Annotated in this window: 11 protein-coding genes; 8 read left to right on the forward strand and 3 right to left on the reverse strand. The window is 62.0% G+C overall.

The genetic code is table 11. From position 1 onward, the window contains the following. Positions 1-20: 20 nt before the first annotated feature. On the reverse strand, positions 21-1,157 hold the full coding sequence (locus tag VJ464_11105; GenBank protein HKQ05672.1) for an FAD-dependent monooxygenase: 1,137 nt from the start codon (positions 1,155-1,157) through the stop codon (positions 21-23). A gap of 209 nt (positions 1,158-1,366) precedes the next feature. On the opposite strand from VJ464_11105, the gene VJ464_11110 reads away from it, so the two are divergent. From VJ464_11110 to VJ464_11120, 3 genes are all read left to right on the forward strand, one after another. Continuing rightward, complete coding sequence (locus VJ464_11110; protein HKQ05673.1) at positions 1,367-2,497, forward strand: ABC transporter ATP-binding protein; 1,131 nt, start codon at positions 1,367-1,369, stop codon at positions 2,495-2,497. Further along, on the forward strand, positions 2,494-3,318 hold the full coding sequence (locus VJ464_11115; GenBank protein HKQ05674.1) for an ABC transporter permease: 825 nt from the start codon (positions 2,494-2,496) through the stop codon (positions 3,316-3,318). The genes VJ464_11110 and VJ464_11115 overlap by 4 nt, the downstream gene beginning before the upstream one ends. Positions 3,319-3,440: 122 nt before the next feature. Further along, on the forward strand, positions 3,441-6,500 hold the full coding sequence (locus VJ464_11120; protein HKQ05675.1) for a M14 family zinc carboxypeptidase: 3,060 nt from the start codon (positions 3,441-3,443) through the stop codon (positions 6,498-6,500). A gap of 411 nt (positions 6,501-6,911) precedes the next feature. Here the strand turns inward: VJ464_11120 and VJ464_11125 are convergent, their stop codons facing one another. Both VJ464_11125 and VJ464_11130 read right to left on the reverse strand, forming a co-directional pair. Further along, a complete protein-coding gene (locus VJ464_11125; protein HKQ05676.1) occupies positions 6,912-7,559 on the reverse strand; it encodes an HAD family phosphatase in 648 nt (215 codons plus the stop codon). 89 nt (positions 7,560-7,648) lie between these two features. Continuing rightward, positions 7,649-8,671: a VWA domain-containing protein gene (locus VJ464_11130; GenBank protein ID HKQ05677.1), complete on the reverse strand. Its 1,023-nt coding sequence runs from the start codon at positions 8,669-8,671 to the stop codon at positions 7,649-7,651. A gap of 347 nt (positions 8,672-9,018) precedes the next feature. Between VJ464_11130 and VJ464_11135 the strand changes: the two genes are divergently transcribed. The 5 genes from VJ464_11135 to VJ464_11155 all read left to right on the forward strand — a co-directional run. Next, positions 9,019-10,236 carry an alkaline phosphatase family protein gene (locus VJ464_11135; GenBank protein ID HKQ05678.1) on the forward strand — a complete coding sequence of 406 codons (1,218 nt, stop codon included), beginning with the start codon at positions 9,019-9,021 and terminating at the stop codon, positions 10,234-10,236. 14 nt (positions 10,237-10,250) lie between these two features. Next, on the forward strand, positions 10,251-10,553 hold the full coding sequence (locus tag VJ464_11140) for a hypothetical protein (GenBank protein HKQ05679.1): 303 nt from the start codon (positions 10,251-10,253) through the stop codon (positions 10,551-10,553). Between the two features lie 63 nt (positions 10,554-10,616). Beyond that, on the forward strand, positions 10,617-11,978 hold the full coding sequence (locus tag VJ464_11145; GenBank protein ID HKQ05680.1) for a hypothetical protein: 1,362 nt from the start codon (positions 10,617-10,619) through the stop codon (positions 11,976-11,978). A gap of 253 nt (positions 11,979-12,231) precedes the next feature. Continuing rightward, entirely contained in the window at positions 12,232-12,621 is a 390-nt protein-coding gene (locus VJ464_11150) for a BlaI/MecI/CopY family transcriptional regulator (protein ID HKQ05681.1), read from the forward strand. Then, positions 12,618-14,018, forward strand: a 1,401-nt coding sequence (locus tag VJ464_11155) for a M56 family metallopeptidase (protein HKQ05682.1), incomplete at its 3' end; no start/stop codon positions are given. The genes VJ464_11150 and VJ464_11155, both read left to right, overlap by 4 nt.

Raw genomic sequence — 14,018 nt, forward strand, 5'->3', positions numbered from 1 at the left:
CAGGCGCGTTTCTCTTCCCTTCATTCTGACGCCGCTCGCCATGCGTCGTAGGCGGCGATGAACTGCGGGTCGCGGCGGCGGAGCTTCTCATAATCGATCTTCTTGCTGCGCGTCATCATCTGGAAGGCGAACGGTAGCGCATCGAGATGCATATCGTCCTCGGCGTTCTCGAACATCAACAGGCTGGCAAAAGCGGCGTCCTGATAGGCATCGATCACCGGCTTGCGGGTGCGCTGAAATTCGGCGAGCGTCGCCCTGGTGTCGCGGCCTTCGGCAAAACAGCGGGCCAGGGCAATCGCATCTTCGAGCGCCAGCTTGGTGCCCGAGCCGATGGAAAAATGCGCCGTGTGCAGCGCGTCACCCAACAGCACGACGTTGCGGTGATGCCATTGCCGGTTCTTGATCAGAGGGAAGTTGAGCCAGCGCACAAAGTCGTTCGCAAGCAAGGCGTGGCCGTTCAAGTCTTTCCTGAAGACTTCGGCGAGATAAGCGCAGGTCTCGGCTTCGCTCATGTTTTCAAAGCCGGCGTTGGCCCAGGTCGTTTCGCCGCATTCGACGATGAACGTGCTGGTCGTGTCGTTGAACTTGTACGAGTGGGCGATGAACAGCCCGGCCTCGTGCTCGCGGAAGGTCAGCGTCAACCCGTGAAAGAGCTGGTGTGTGCCGAGCCAGATGTACCTGTTTTTGCGCCAGTCTACGGTCGGCTGAAAAGCTTCCGTATAGCTGCGGCGCACCAGACTGTTCGCGCCATCGGCGCCGACCAGCAGGTCGCAAGCCGCGAGCGATGCAACGTCGGTGACGTTGGTGTGGAAGCGCAGACGGACGCCGAGGGCGCGGCAACGGGTTTGCAGGATGTTGAGGAACGCCAGCCGCGCGATGCCGCTGAAACGGTTGCCGCGAATCGTCACCGGCTGATCGCGGTGAACGACGACGACATTATCCCATGTCTGGCAGGCGCGCATGATCTCGTTGAACGACGGCTCGTCGTTGTCCTTCAGGTAGGCGAAGGTTTGATCCGAGAAGACGATCCCCCAGCCGAAGGTGTCTTCGGGGCCGTCGCGCTCGATAAGGGTAATCTCATGCGACGGGTCGAGCCGCTTCATCAGAATAGCGAAGTAAAGCCCGGCAGGGCCGCCGCCCAGAATATTGATCTTCATACGCACGACCTCAAGCGTTGAGCTTAGCCGCAAGCCGAGCAATCAGCAACCGCCTTCGTGGACGACTTCCTTATCTCTTTGCTAGGATTCTTGCCCGATGTCAGCCGCGCTATTTTTTCGCCGGCGCTAACCAAGTGCAGGCGTTTGGTCTCATGACAGGTGAGTGGTCTCTCCGAAATAGATTCAGGCGCGAAAGGGAATCGTAACCGATGAGCTTTGAACAAACGCCGGCAGACGGGTCTGCCATCCAGCAGTCGGGCGAAACGATCATTCTGGTCGAAGGGCTGGAGAAGCAATATCCGCGCAGCCCGGTCAAAGCCGTAAACGGCATCGGCTTTGCGGTCGGGCGCGGCGAAGTCTTCGGGCTGCTTGGCCCGAACGGCGCGGGCAAGACGACGACCATCGGCGTGCTGACAACCCGCGTGCTGCCGACGGCGGGGCGCGCGACCATCGCGGGCGTTGATGTCGTCGCCGACCCGGTCGGCGTGAAGCCTTATATTGCCGTCGTGCCGCAGCGTAACAACCTCGACCGCTCGCTGACGGCGATTGAAAACCTGACCTTTCACGCCGCTTACTTCGGCATCCCTAGAAGCGAGCGCACCGAGCGCGCCACGGAATTGCTCAAGCAATTCGGGCTCGGCGAGCGCGCCAAGGATAAGGTAGACAAGTACAGCGGCGGCATGGCGCAACGCTTGTTGATCGCCCGCGCCTTGATGCATTCGCCGCGGGTCTTGTTTCTCGACGAGCCGACGACGGGGCTCGACCCGCAGGCGCGTTTGTTTTTGTGGGAGATGATTCAAACGCTCAACCGTCACGGGCTGACGGTGTTTATGACGACGCACGACATGGAAGAGGCCGAGCGCCTTTGCCATCGCGTCGCCATTATGGATCACGGCAAGGTACTGGCGCTCGACACGCCGGCCAACCTGAGCAAGCTGGTGCCCGCGGGAACACGCGTCGAGCTGCGCGTGCATCGCAGCCCGTCGCTCACCGAAGAGAAGAAGGCGGCGATTCTCTCTGAGGTCCGCGCCCTCGACAGCGTCACCGAAGCCGAATGGACGACCGCGCGAGCGCAGGCCGCACCCGCCGCGGGCGGGCCGCCGCCCTGGGTGATGGCGATGATGGCCGGCGGGCAAGCGAAGCCCGCCGCGGGCGCCATGCCGCCGCCTGCCGACGAAGACCCGATGCTGCGGCTCTATGCGGTGCGCGGCGGCGACGTGGCGGTCAAGGCGGCGCAAGTCATGGTCAGCAGCGGTCTTGAGCTGGCCGACCTGCATCTGGCGCAGCCGAGCCTCGAAGACGTCTTCATTCATTTAACCGGAAAGGGGCTGAGAGATTGAGCGCGACGACTCTACCGATGACGCAATTCGCGCCGCGAGGGCGGGCGCGCATGATCGCGACGGCTTTCATGCAACTGCTCTGGCGCGACCTCTGGGTGACGCTGCGGACATGGCCGACGTTTCTGGCGATGACGCTGTTGCAGCCGATCTTCCTGCTATTCACCTTCGGGCGGCTGCTGCCGATGCTCGGCCAGGCGAATACCGGCTACGGCGTGCTCTTCCTGCCGGGCATCATCTCGTTCACCACTGTGTTGACGTCGATGCAGGCGGTGTCGATGCCGCTGGTGATCGAGTTCGGCTACACGAAAGAGATCGAAGACCGGCTGCTGTCGCCGCTGCCTGTACAGTTGGTGGCGGTGCAGAAGATGATTTTTGCGGCGATCCGCGGGCTGGTGGCGGCGGCAATGGTCGTGCCGCTCGGGCGCTTGATTCTAGGCGGCAGTTTTCAGATCAGCCTGGAATACTGGTGGCTGCTGATTATCGTCGCGGTGCTGGGCGCGCTGGGCGGCGCGGCCCTGGGGCTGGTAATGGGAACCGCCGTGCAGCCGGCGCAGATCGGCTTGATGTTTTCGGTGGTCTTGACGCCGATGTTGTTTACGGGATGTATCTATTATCCGTGGGCGATGCTGAATAACATCCGCTGGTTTCAGGTCGTCACATGCATCAACCCCATCACCTATGCGAGCGAAGGCTTCCGCGCCTCGCTGGTGCCCGCGATGCCGCACATGGCGATCTGGCTCATCATCCTCGGCCAACTGGTGTTTCTCGCGTTGTTCGGCTATTTCGGCATGCGCGGCTTTATGCGCAAGGCGATTGACTGAAGGGAATTCGCCGTAAAGACACGAAGGGCACAAAGTCTCACAAAGATGCTTTGCGAGACTTTGTGTTCTTTGCGCGTTTGTGGCAAGTTGTCTACACATTACTTTCTTAACTTGGAGGACCAATGCTCAGACGCGCTGCGATGATCGGTCTGCTCATCTTCGTATTCTCGTTCTCGATGATGCCCGCCTTTGGGCGCGGGCCGCAGGAGAAATCTGTCTCTGTAGCCAATCTTACGCCGAAGCCGGGCCGCGCCGCCGACCAGCCGGTTGACGAGGAATACACCCGCAAGATTCGCGAGTACACCACCGAGCCCTACTTCCTGTCGCCGCTGGTTGATTACTTGCCGGCCTCGCGTACGGTGCCGACGCCGAAAGCGGTGCTTGGCGACATCGCCGGCGCGCCGGGCAAACTGCCGTACTCGCATGAAGTCTATCGCTATATGCGGATGCTCGAAAAAGCCAGCCCGCGCGTCAAGGTCTTCTCCATCGGCACGACCGAAGAGGGCCGCGAGATGATCGCCGTCGCCGTCACCTCGGAAAAAAATCTGGCGCAGATGGAAGAGAACCGCGCACGGCTCGCCCGCCTTGCCGACCCGCGCACCATTCAGATGAATGACGATGAAGCCGACCGCCTGGTCGCCGCCTCCGTGCCGGTCTATTACATCACCGGGACGATTCATTCGCCGGAAACCGGCGCGCCGACGGCGTTGATGGAGCTGGCTTATCGCCTCGCGGTTGACGAGAGCCCTTATGTCAGAGCGATCCGCGACGGCGTGATTACGCTGATCACGCCCATCGTCGAAGTCGACGGACGCGACCGCCAGGTGGACGTTTATAACTGGCACCTGGCGCATCCCGGCGAGAACTGGCCGCCGCTCATCTACTGGGGCCACTACGTCGCGCACGACAACAACCGCGATGCGATGGGCTTGACCTTGAAGCTGACGCAGAACGTCTTGAAGACCTTCACGGGCTGGAAGGCGCAGGTGCTGCACGACCTGCACGAATCGGTGCCGTACCTCTATGACAACACGATCGGCGATGGGCCTTACAACGCCTGGCTCGACCCGATACTGACTGACGAATGGCAATTGATGGGTTGGAACAACGTCAGCGAGATGACCAAGTTCGGCATGCCCGGCGTCTTCACCCACGGCACATTTGATACGTGGTCGCCGGGATACCTGATGTTCATCGCCGCGACCCACAATGGCATCAGCCGGCTCTATGAGACGTTCGGCAATGGCGGCGCCGACACCGTCGAGCGCACCCTCGGGCCGCAGGAGACGGCGCGCACCTGGTACAGACAAAACCCGCCGCTGCCGCGCGTCCGCTGGTCGCAGCGCAACAACAACAACTACGAGCAGACAGGGTTGCTGACGGCGCTGTCGTACTTCAACGCCAACTCGAAACTGTTCCTGAAGAATTTTTACCTGAAGAGTAAGCGTTCGATTGAAAAGCCGAAAACCTCAGGCCCCGCCGCCTACGTCTTCCCGGCGGACGACCCGCGGCCGGGGGCGCAGGCGGAACTGTTACGAACCTTACAATTGCAAGCCGTCGAGATTTCGCGCGCCACCGCGCCGTTCACGGTTACGGTCAAGAAGAAGAAACCCGCCGGGCCGCCAGCCACGGCCAACGCCGCGGCGCAGAGAGACGGCAGCGCCGCGCCGAAAGACGCGACCGAGACGCGGCAGTTCGCCGCCGGCAGCTACGTCGTGCGCATGGATCAGCCCTATAGCCGCATCGCCGATGCGCTGCTCGATTACCAGTACTGGTCGCCGAACGATCCGCAGAAGAATGTCTATGACGACACCGGCTGGACGTTCGGCGAGCTTGGCAACGTGCAGGTGCTGCGCGTCACGGATGCCGGCGTGCTGAATGCGCCGATGGAACTGGTCAAAGGCGAAGTGCGCGCGCCGGGCGGCGTCAGCGGCAGCGGCTCGATCTTTGTCATCAATCACAACACCGACACGAGGCTTGCGACGCTGCGCTATCGCTTCAAAGACGCGCGGGTCGAAGTCAGCGAAGAACCGTTCGAGCTTAACGGGCGCAAATTCAATCGCGGCTCGTTCATCTATCACAACGTCTCACAGAGCAATCTGGACGCGGCCGCGCGCGAGCTGGGCTTGACGGCGTATGCCGTGGCCGCTGCGCCCACGGTGAAGACTCACGCCGCCAAAGCGCCACGCGTCGCCATCATGCACACCTGGCTTGCGACGCAGGACGAAGGCTGGTGGCGAGAGGCGTTCGATCAACTGAAGGTCCCTTACGATTACATCAGCACGCAGGACGCCGCGCACACGGCGGACTTGAATGCGAAGTATGACGTGATCGTCTTTGCGCCGGTCGGCACGCGCAACCCGCAGTCGATCATTGAAGGCATGCCGATGACCGGCAACGCCCTGCCGTGGAAGACGACCGACAAGACGCCGAACATCGGCAAGATCGATTCGACCGATGACATGCGACCGGGGCTCGGCTGGCAGGGATTGGCGAACCTGCAAAGCTTCGTTCGCAAAGGCGGGCTGTTGATCACGGCGACCGACACGTCGAACTTTGCGATCAGCTTCGGCCTGACGGCGGGCGTGACCTTGCAGCCGGCGCAACGGCTGCGTGTGACGGGAAGCATCCTGCGCTCGAAGTTTGTCGATGCGACCAGCCCCATCGCTTACGGCTACGGCGAGAACCTGAGCATCTACTGTTACGAAGGGCCGATCTTTAACCTGAGCAACATCAATGGCGGCGGGCGCGGGCGGCGGCGCACCGCGGAAGACCGCGACCGCCCGACCGGGCGCGGCACCGTGGACGATCCCGACACGCCGCAAGACCGTCAGGCGGCGGAGGCCATCGAAGAACCGCGCGCCGAAATCTGGCAAGCGGTCCCGGTCACCGACGAGCAGCGGCGCAACGGCATCTATGTGATCCCGCCGCAGTACCGCCCGCGCGTCATCTTGCGTTATGGCGACGCCCGCGATTTGCTGGTGTCGGGCCTGCTCGACAGTGGCGCGGAGATCGCCCAGCACGCGGCGGTGGTTGATGTGCCGATGGCCGCCGGCCACATTCTGTTGTTCTCGAACAACCCCATCTGGCGCGGCGAAACTCAGGGCAGCTACTTCCTGGTCTTCAACGCGATTTTGAACTATGACCAGTTGAACGCGGGCCGCAAGCTCGACGAGAAGTGACGCGGAAAGGAGTCAGGAGTCAGAAGACCGAAGTCAGAAGAGAAGCGGAGGCGTAAGCCGGTCTCCTCTTCCATTCTGACTCCTGACTCCTGACTTCTTTCTTCAGCAATGAACGTGGCCGAGCAGCCAGTAGACGAGGATAAAGATAAGGATCGTAGAGAATAGCCCGCCGCCGAGCTTCCATGAGATTAAACCGGCGAGACAACCACGCGCAGGACCTTCCATGAAGAGTTCCCTCCAACATTGACTTCAAACCCGCACAAGGTCCTGGCGCATTCTAAGGCACTTGATGTGCCATGTCGAACGCCTTGCAGCCGCTAGCGATTCGCCTCGGGATGGCCAAATCGCTTGTCTCAAATTAAAACGAAGCTTGCTTGTATGGCTCAAGAAGCATACAACCGCAAAGCCGGTTTAGCGTGACGCCGGGGCGTCGCCCGGCAAGAGCCCGCGCGCCGTCAACTCGTCTTTCAACTGTTCAGGTGATTTGAAAAGGATCGTCTCGAAGCCTAGCTCCGCGGCGACCGTGATGTTGGCTTCTGAGTCGTCAATGAAGAGACAGTCGGCGGCGGGCCGCCCAATGCGCTCAAGCAGGACGGCGTAGATGCGGCGGTCGGGCTTGATGATCTGCACGTCGCCCGACAGCACGATATCGTCAAACCAATCCATGAAGGGGAAGCGGTGACGGATGCGCCGGAAGGTTTCCGCCGCCCAGTTGCTCAAGCCGTAGAGCGGATAGCCGGCCTGCTTCAACGCACCGAGCAGGGCGACGGTCGGCTCAATCGCGCCGCCAATCGATTCTTCCCATCGCTCATCATACGCCCTGATGAAGTCGGCGCGGTGCGGAAAGCGCTCGCTCAGTTCCTTGACGGCGACGGCGAAGGGGCGGCCCCTGTCCTGTTCCAGATTCCATTCGACGAACCCGATTTCGTCGAGAAATCGCTCCATCGCTTCGGCGTCGTCGGTGAATAATTTCTGGTAAAGGTAGCGCGGATTCCAATCGATCAGGACGCCGCCGAAGTCAAAGACGATGGCCGGCTTCCGGCGTTCGGGTTGACTCATAGAATGTGAATGCTGCTTCCTTTCTTTAGCCTGTTCATGACGATTGTACCATCACGAACCGGCACCGGCGGGCGCGGCAGTCCGGCAATCTATTTCGTCACCGGCTTGGCGTCGGCGGCGTTCGGCTCTTTCGCGGCGACGTAGCTGCGGCGCGCCAGCACCGCGACGCGGCCTTCGCGCTTTTCGACCTCTGGCGAAATCTCGATGCGCACCTTGCGCCGCTTGCCGTCGCGCGTCGTGTTCGTCGAAGTGTAGGCCAGCGAATAACTCGCGGCGACGTTATCGACAACGCGATTGATCGTTTCGTCTATCTTGTCGGGCGGCGCGCCGGTCAACTCGCCGCCGGTCTCTTCGACAAACATCTTCATGCTGCCCGACCGCAGCTTGAAGATGCGCAGAAACGAAGTCGGCTTGCCGCGCACCGCCTGCTCGAAGCGCCCGCCGAGCGTTTCAATTAGAATCCCTGACACCGTCGCCCCCGATTCCAGCACCGACAGCAGCGCCTCTTTCTCGGAAATCTTTGAGAAGTCAATCGCCGCTTCCAGGCTCGTCAGCACGATGATGGCGCGACGCCCCGCGGGGTTCGCGGCCTTCTTCATATACTCGCTGGCTTCATAGATGGCCTGGTTAAAGTAATGCTGCTCGCTTTCGTGCTGGCGCTCGACGGTAGCGATCTTGTCGCCGATGACACGGCGGTCGCGGGTGAAGGGTTGAAAGAGCTTGACCTTGTTTGAAAACGTCATGATGGCGACTTCGTCGGTCGGCTTCAGATGGTTGATGGCCCTGGCGGTGGCCTCGCGAATCTGCTCGTTGAACGGATTGACGCAGCCGGCGCGGTCAACCAGCAGGACCACAGACACAGGCAGGGTGTCGCGGCTGAAATAACTGACCGCCTGTTTGACCCCGTCTTCGTAAACCGTGAAGTCGTCCTTCTTCAAACCATTAACGACGCGGCTGGTCTTGCGCTGCACCGGCAGCACGTCAACCAGCACCAAATCAGTGCGCAGACGGAGCGACTGGTCGTCGGCGGGCGCGGGTTGTGCCGATTGCTGGCTGAAGGGACTGGATAAAGCGATAACGAAAGCCGTAAGAAGCGAGATTACCTGGTACATACTTGCCTGGTTCGGGACATGGGATTAGCGGTTCGTGCGGGGTCTATGATAGCACGAACCGGGCGGGAATGCGCGAGCCAAAACCGCCGCCGCCAGCCGCCGGCGCAAATGTATGATGCGCTACCTAACCCTTTGTTGGATCGCGCGGTTGCGGCGCGAACATCAGATGGGGTTGCATTATTTACAGAATGGGTAGAGAATGCGCCCTGATGATTGGCTCAAAGTAACTTGAATTATCCACAAGGTGGCCCGCTTCAATTGGCCCTCTGCCCCACGCCGCACCGCATCTGCCGAAACGTTTGAAGCCGGGCCGCCCGAACCAGCCGTCGAGCATACGAGGCGAAAGTATGACTAAAGGACTTGATAACCTGAAGCACATCGTCGTGCTGATGATGGAGAACCGCTCGTTCGATCACATGCTCGGGGCGTTGAAAGCGCAAGATCCGCGAATCGAGGGCCTGAGCGGTGACGAATTCAACCCGGATACCTCCGGGCAGCCGGTGAAGGTGCGACCTGAGGCCGCCTATCAGGGGCAGCTCGATCCAGACCCCGATCATCACTTCCCCGGCGTTAACCTGCAACTCTTTGACGGCACCACCGGCCCGCCGGCCAGGCCGAGCATGCGGGGGTTCGTTAAGAGCTACTTCGAGCAGCGCCGCGACCGCGAGCACTCGCACAAGATCATGTATTACTTCACGCCTGAGCGGATTCCCATCCTGACGACGCTGGCGCGCAGTTATGCGGTCTTCAATGGCTGGTTCTCATCAATCCCGGGGCCGACGCTGTGCAACCGCGCCTTCGCCCACTACGGCACATCATTCGGGCAGGTCGGCATGAACCTGTTTTACCTGAATGTTCCCTACCTGAGCATCTATGAGCGCATGCTGAAAGCGGGCCGCAGCGCGAAGCTCTACTACTTCGACCAGCACAGCTCTTCGCTGGAGATCGTCAACCTGCTCAAGAATCAGCCGCGGCTGTTCGGGCTATACGAAAACTTCATCGACGACTGCAAGAAGAACCGCCTGCCGGATTACTGTTTCGTCGAGCCGAACTACAACGACCACGAGGACGAGAGCGGCAGCGAATGGCTGGCCTCTGACCAGCACCCCGATCATCACGTCCTGGCCGGCGAAGCCTTCATCGCCCAAGTCTACAACGCCATTCGCAAGAATCCGACGCTCTGGAAGAGCACACTGCTGCTGATTACTTATGATGAGCACGGCGGCATTTATGACCATGTGCCGCCGCCCGACTGCACGCCGGATGGCTTTGAAGCGTCGGCGGAGGCGACCGGCACGGGCAAGCCCTTCAAGTTCGACCGCCTCGGCGTCCGCGTGCCGGCGGTCGCCGTGTCGCCGTGGATTCCGAAGGCCACGGTGGTCGCCGGCACCGAAGACCAGGCCAACGGGCGCGCCTTTGAGCATGCCAGCATCCCGGCCACCGTGATGGAGGCATTCAAGGTCAACGACGATAACCGCTCGCCGCGCGAGAAGGCGGCCAAGACCTTCCTCGACCTGCTGAGTGATCAGATGCGACCGGATAGCGATTGCCCTGTGTTCAAATAGGAGGCGACCAACCGATGGCCAAAACCACCAACGTCATTCGCATTCCGCAAGTGCCCGCCTCGGCCTTCAACCAACACCGGCCCGTTTCAGACCTGCTGTGGGAGCAGGTTGAGCATCTGGCGGCGGTCGTCAGACGCCAGATTGATGAGGAGCGGCGGGCGATCAGGACAGAGGGGCAGGCGAGCGCCTTCATCAAGAAGTACACAGCTTTCCTTCACCCGCAGGCTGCCGCAAAGCGACCGGCGGCAGCGGCGAAGCGCCCGAAGAAAGCGGCTGGCGGCAGCAAGAAAAAGCCGGCGCGTTCGTCCAAAAAATGACCGCCATCGGTCATCTGCCGACACATGCCGATTCACAAGGCCGAGTCAAGCAAAGGAGCCACCATGCGGCGACAACTGTTTTTCCTTTTTGTCTGTCTCATCGTCCTGGCCGGGCGTGTCGACGCGCAGGAGAGCCAACTGCAAGCCGAGTTTCGCCGCGAGGGCAAAGCGTTAAAAGAGAGCTGCGGGAAATTCAGCTTCAAAGCGATTGCCGGATGTGGGCAGGAACTCTTCACCGGCCACCCGCTGCACATCGCCTTTGGCAGCATCGCGCCGCAAAACGGCATCGGCTTCGGCCCGGCGTTTGTGACCCACTACACGCCGAACGAGAGCTGGCGCTTGAGCTTCAACGCCGACGCCGTGGTGTCACCCAACGGCTCGTGGCGCGTCGGCGTCTACGGCAAGGCGCTCTATACGAAGATCAAGCCCGGCTCCACGACGGTTCGGCCCGCGCCGGTCTTGAACGTCTACGCGCAGGCGACTTCGCTCAACAAGCTCGCCTATTACGGGCTGGGGCCGGATACAACGGGCGCTGACCTGAGCTATTTCGGCATGCGCGAAACGATTGTCGGCGCGAGTGTCGTCTATCCGCTGTTCCAGCCGTTGAACCTGTCATTACAGGGCGAGGCGAACGGGCGGTTCGTTGACCTGCGCGGCAGCCGCGGCACGTCAGGCCCTTCGATTGAGCAGGTCTACAGCGAAGCGACCGCGCCCGGCCTGCGTCGCCAGCCGGCGTTTGCGCAGTTCGGCGAAGGGGTGCGCTTGCGGCCCGCGTTATTCGATGATTACCTGCGGCTGAATTACCTGGTCAACTTTCAGCAATTCATCGCCGGCGATTCGCACTATTCGTTCCGGCGGCTCACCGTAGATTTGTCGCACCAGATCCCGCTCTACAAGAAGACGCGGACATTCTTGCCGCGCGATCACAATGGCCCGGACGACTGTTCGACGAGCGCGACTTCGACGACCGGCGACTGCCCGCAGGTGACGCGCGACCGCGAAGGCAGCATCGGCTTGCGGCTGCTGCTTGTGGAATCCTACACCTCCGGGGGAGACGTTGTGCCGTTCTACTTTCAGCCGACGCTCGGCGGCTCGGACATCAATGGCAAGATGACGCTCGCCAGCTATCCCGACTATCGCTTCCGCGCCCCCAACCTGCTGCTCTTGCAAGCGAGCGTCGAGCATTCGCTCTATGGGCCTCTCGGCGTCGCCTTTCTGGCAGAGACCGGCAGGGTCGCTCTACGCCACAGCGACCTGGAGTTTAAACATCTGGCGCACAGCTACGCGGCGGGGCTGACGCTGCGCGCCGGCGGCTTTCCGCAAGTCTCTTTGATGTTTGCCTGGGGTGGACACGAAGGCACGCACACGATTGCTTCGGTGAACACGTCACTGCTCGGCGGCTCGCCGCGCCCGTCGCTGTATTAGTCAGAACCGACGGCAGAGTTTGTTCAACGTTCGATTGAGATGGTATTGCTGACCAGTCCTTTTGAATCGATCACCTGGACGGTGTTACTGCCCGACTGGAGCCCCAGCTTCTTTGCCTTGCCCTTGAGCTGGAACTTTCGCCCGCCGCTATCGTTTTAGACGCCGTGCTAAAAAAATAGCACTTTGTGGTTGACAGGCCCGCGCCGTCGTGCTAAAAAAATAGCACCTTGATCGCAAGCGAGGAACCGGGCCGATGACTAAGAATCCGCATGCGCACCTGAGCCGCCGCGAGCGGCAGATCATGGATGTCATCTACACCAAAGGACGGGCGACCGCTGCCGAGGTGCTAGAGGCGATTCCGCTGCCGCCGAGCTATTCGGCAGTGCGCGCCATGCTCAGGCTGCTGGAAGAGAAGGGCTACCTGCGCCACGAGCAGGACGGGCCGCGCTACGTCTTCCTGCCGACGCTGTCGCGCGAGCGGGCGCGGCAGTCGGCGATGAAGCAGTTGCTGCAAACCTTTTTCGACAACTCGGCAGAGCAGGCGGTCGCCGCTTTTCTCGACATGTCGCGCGCCCGGCTGAGTGAGGCCGAGCTTGACCGCCTGTCTGAGATGATTGCGCGGGCCAGAAAGGAAGGGCGATGATGGCTTACGTATTCATAGAACCCGCGGCGCTCACGCAAGAAAACGGCTGGCCGGCGTTGCTGATTGCGCTGGCGGCCAAGAGCATGCTGATTCTCGGCCTGGCGGCCGTAATCGCTTTCGCTTTGCGCCGGGCCGCCGCCGCATCGCGCCACCTGGTCTGGAACATGGCGCTCGTCGGCCTGCTGTTATTGCCGCTGCTGTCGCTCGCCCTGCCGGCGTGGCAATGGTCGGTCGTCCCCGATGGTTTGCTGTCGCAGCCATCGCCCCTTGCAAGCACGAGCGCCGCCGTGACCGAGAAGCCCGCGGCGCCGAGTCGGGTTGATGCTTCACCGCTTTCGCCCGCCGGCGGCGCAAAAGAGATGACTACCGCGCGCCCGCCGGCGCACCATTCGCAGCCGCACAGGGCGACAGGCTCAAGCGCGACGACTCAAGCGCCCGCCGAAGCGCTTCCCCCAGGCGACGCGGTCAGCGCTTCGACGCAAAGTAATGCGCCTTACGAAGCCGCGCCGCCGCCCGGTCGTGGTCTGTGGAAGGGTATTCAGTGGGCGGTGATGGGCTGGCTCGCCGGGGCGGCGCTGATCCTGGCGCACCTGCTCATCGGCCTGGCGCGTGTCTGGCAACTACAGCATCGCGCCGAGCGCGTGACCGATGGCGAATGGCTGTCGCTGGTCGAGCGGCTGTCGCGTCGCCTGATGTTGACTCAACCGGTTGCCTTACGCCGTAGCCCGCGCGTCACCATGCCGATGGCTTGCGGGCTGGTGCGTTCGTCCATTCTGTTGCCGGCGGACGCGAGCGACTGGCCGGAGGAGCGGCGCGAAGTAGTCTTGCTGCATGAGCTGGCGCACGTCAAACGCCGCGACTGTCTGACACAGCTAATGGCGCAGGCGGCATGTGCCTTCTACTGGTTCAACCCGCTGGCATGGGTGGCGGCGCGGCGGCTGCGCATCGAGCGCGAGCGCGCCTGCGACGATCAAGTGCTTGACGCCGGCGCTAAGGCTTCGGATTATGCCGATCACCTGCTCGACATTGCGCGCTCGATGGGCGCAACGCCTACCGCTTTGATGGCCGCCGTCGCCATCGCGCGGCGCTCGCAGCTCGAAGGCCGGCTGCTGGCGATTCTTGATCCGGGCTTGCGCCGCCGCGCGCTGAATCGCGCGACTGTAACTTTCGTCGCAATCGTCATGCTCGGCCTGGTGTTGCCGCTCGCCATGCTGCGGCCCGCTGCCATCGCTCAGACGAAGCGACCGCGCCCGGCGACCGCCGTGCCGCCTGCCGCGCCACAAGCGCCCGACACGCCACCAGCGCCCGGCGCGCCGGCTTCTGCTCTGCCTGCAATCCCGGCAGCACCGCCCGCGCCGCCCGATACGGCTGCCCCGCAAGCCGCGCTTGCGCCTGCC

It is taken from the genome of Blastocatellia bacterium, assembly GCA_035275065.1.
In the GTDB taxonomy this organism is placed as follows: domain Bacteria; phylum Acidobacteriota; class Blastocatellia; order UBA7656; family UBA7656; genus DATENM01.

What these genes read in the sequence shown, in the direction of transcription:
- VJ464_11110 (HKQ05673.1), top strand. Translation starts at nt 1,367, where the DNA reads ATGAGCTTTGAACAAACGCCGGCAGACGGGTCTGCCATCCAGCAGTCG.
- VJ464_11125 (HKQ05676.1), bottom strand. Translation starts at nt 7,559, where the DNA reads ATGAGTCAACCCGAACGCCGGAAGCCGGCCATCGTCTTTGACTTCGGC.
- VJ464_11130 (HKQ05677.1), bottom strand. Translation starts at nt 8,671, where the DNA reads ATGTACCAGGTAATCTCGCTTCTTACGGCTTTCGTTATCGCTTTATCC.
- VJ464_11150 (HKQ05681.1), top strand. Translation starts at nt 12,232, where the DNA reads ATGACTAAGAATCCGCATGCGCACCTGAGCCGCCGCGAGCGGCAGATC.
- VJ464_11135 (HKQ05678.1), top strand. Translation starts at nt 9,019, where the DNA reads ATGACTAAAGGACTTGATAACCTGAAGCACATCGTCGTGCTGATGATG.
- VJ464_11120 (HKQ05675.1), top strand. Translation starts at nt 3,441, where the DNA reads ATGCTCAGACGCGCTGCGATGATCGGTCTGCTCATCTTCGTATTCTCG.
- VJ464_11140 (HKQ05679.1), top strand. Translation starts at nt 10,251, where the DNA reads ATGGCCAAAACCACCAACGTCATTCGCATTCCGCAAGTGCCCGCCTCG.
- VJ464_11145 (HKQ05680.1), top strand. Translation starts at nt 10,617, where the DNA reads ATGCGGCGACAACTGTTTTTCCTTTTTGTCTGTCTCATCGTCCTGGCC.
- VJ464_11105 (HKQ05672.1), bottom strand. Translation starts at nt 1,157, where the DNA reads ATGAAGATCAATATTCTGGGCGGCGGCCCTGCCGGGCTTTACTTCGCT.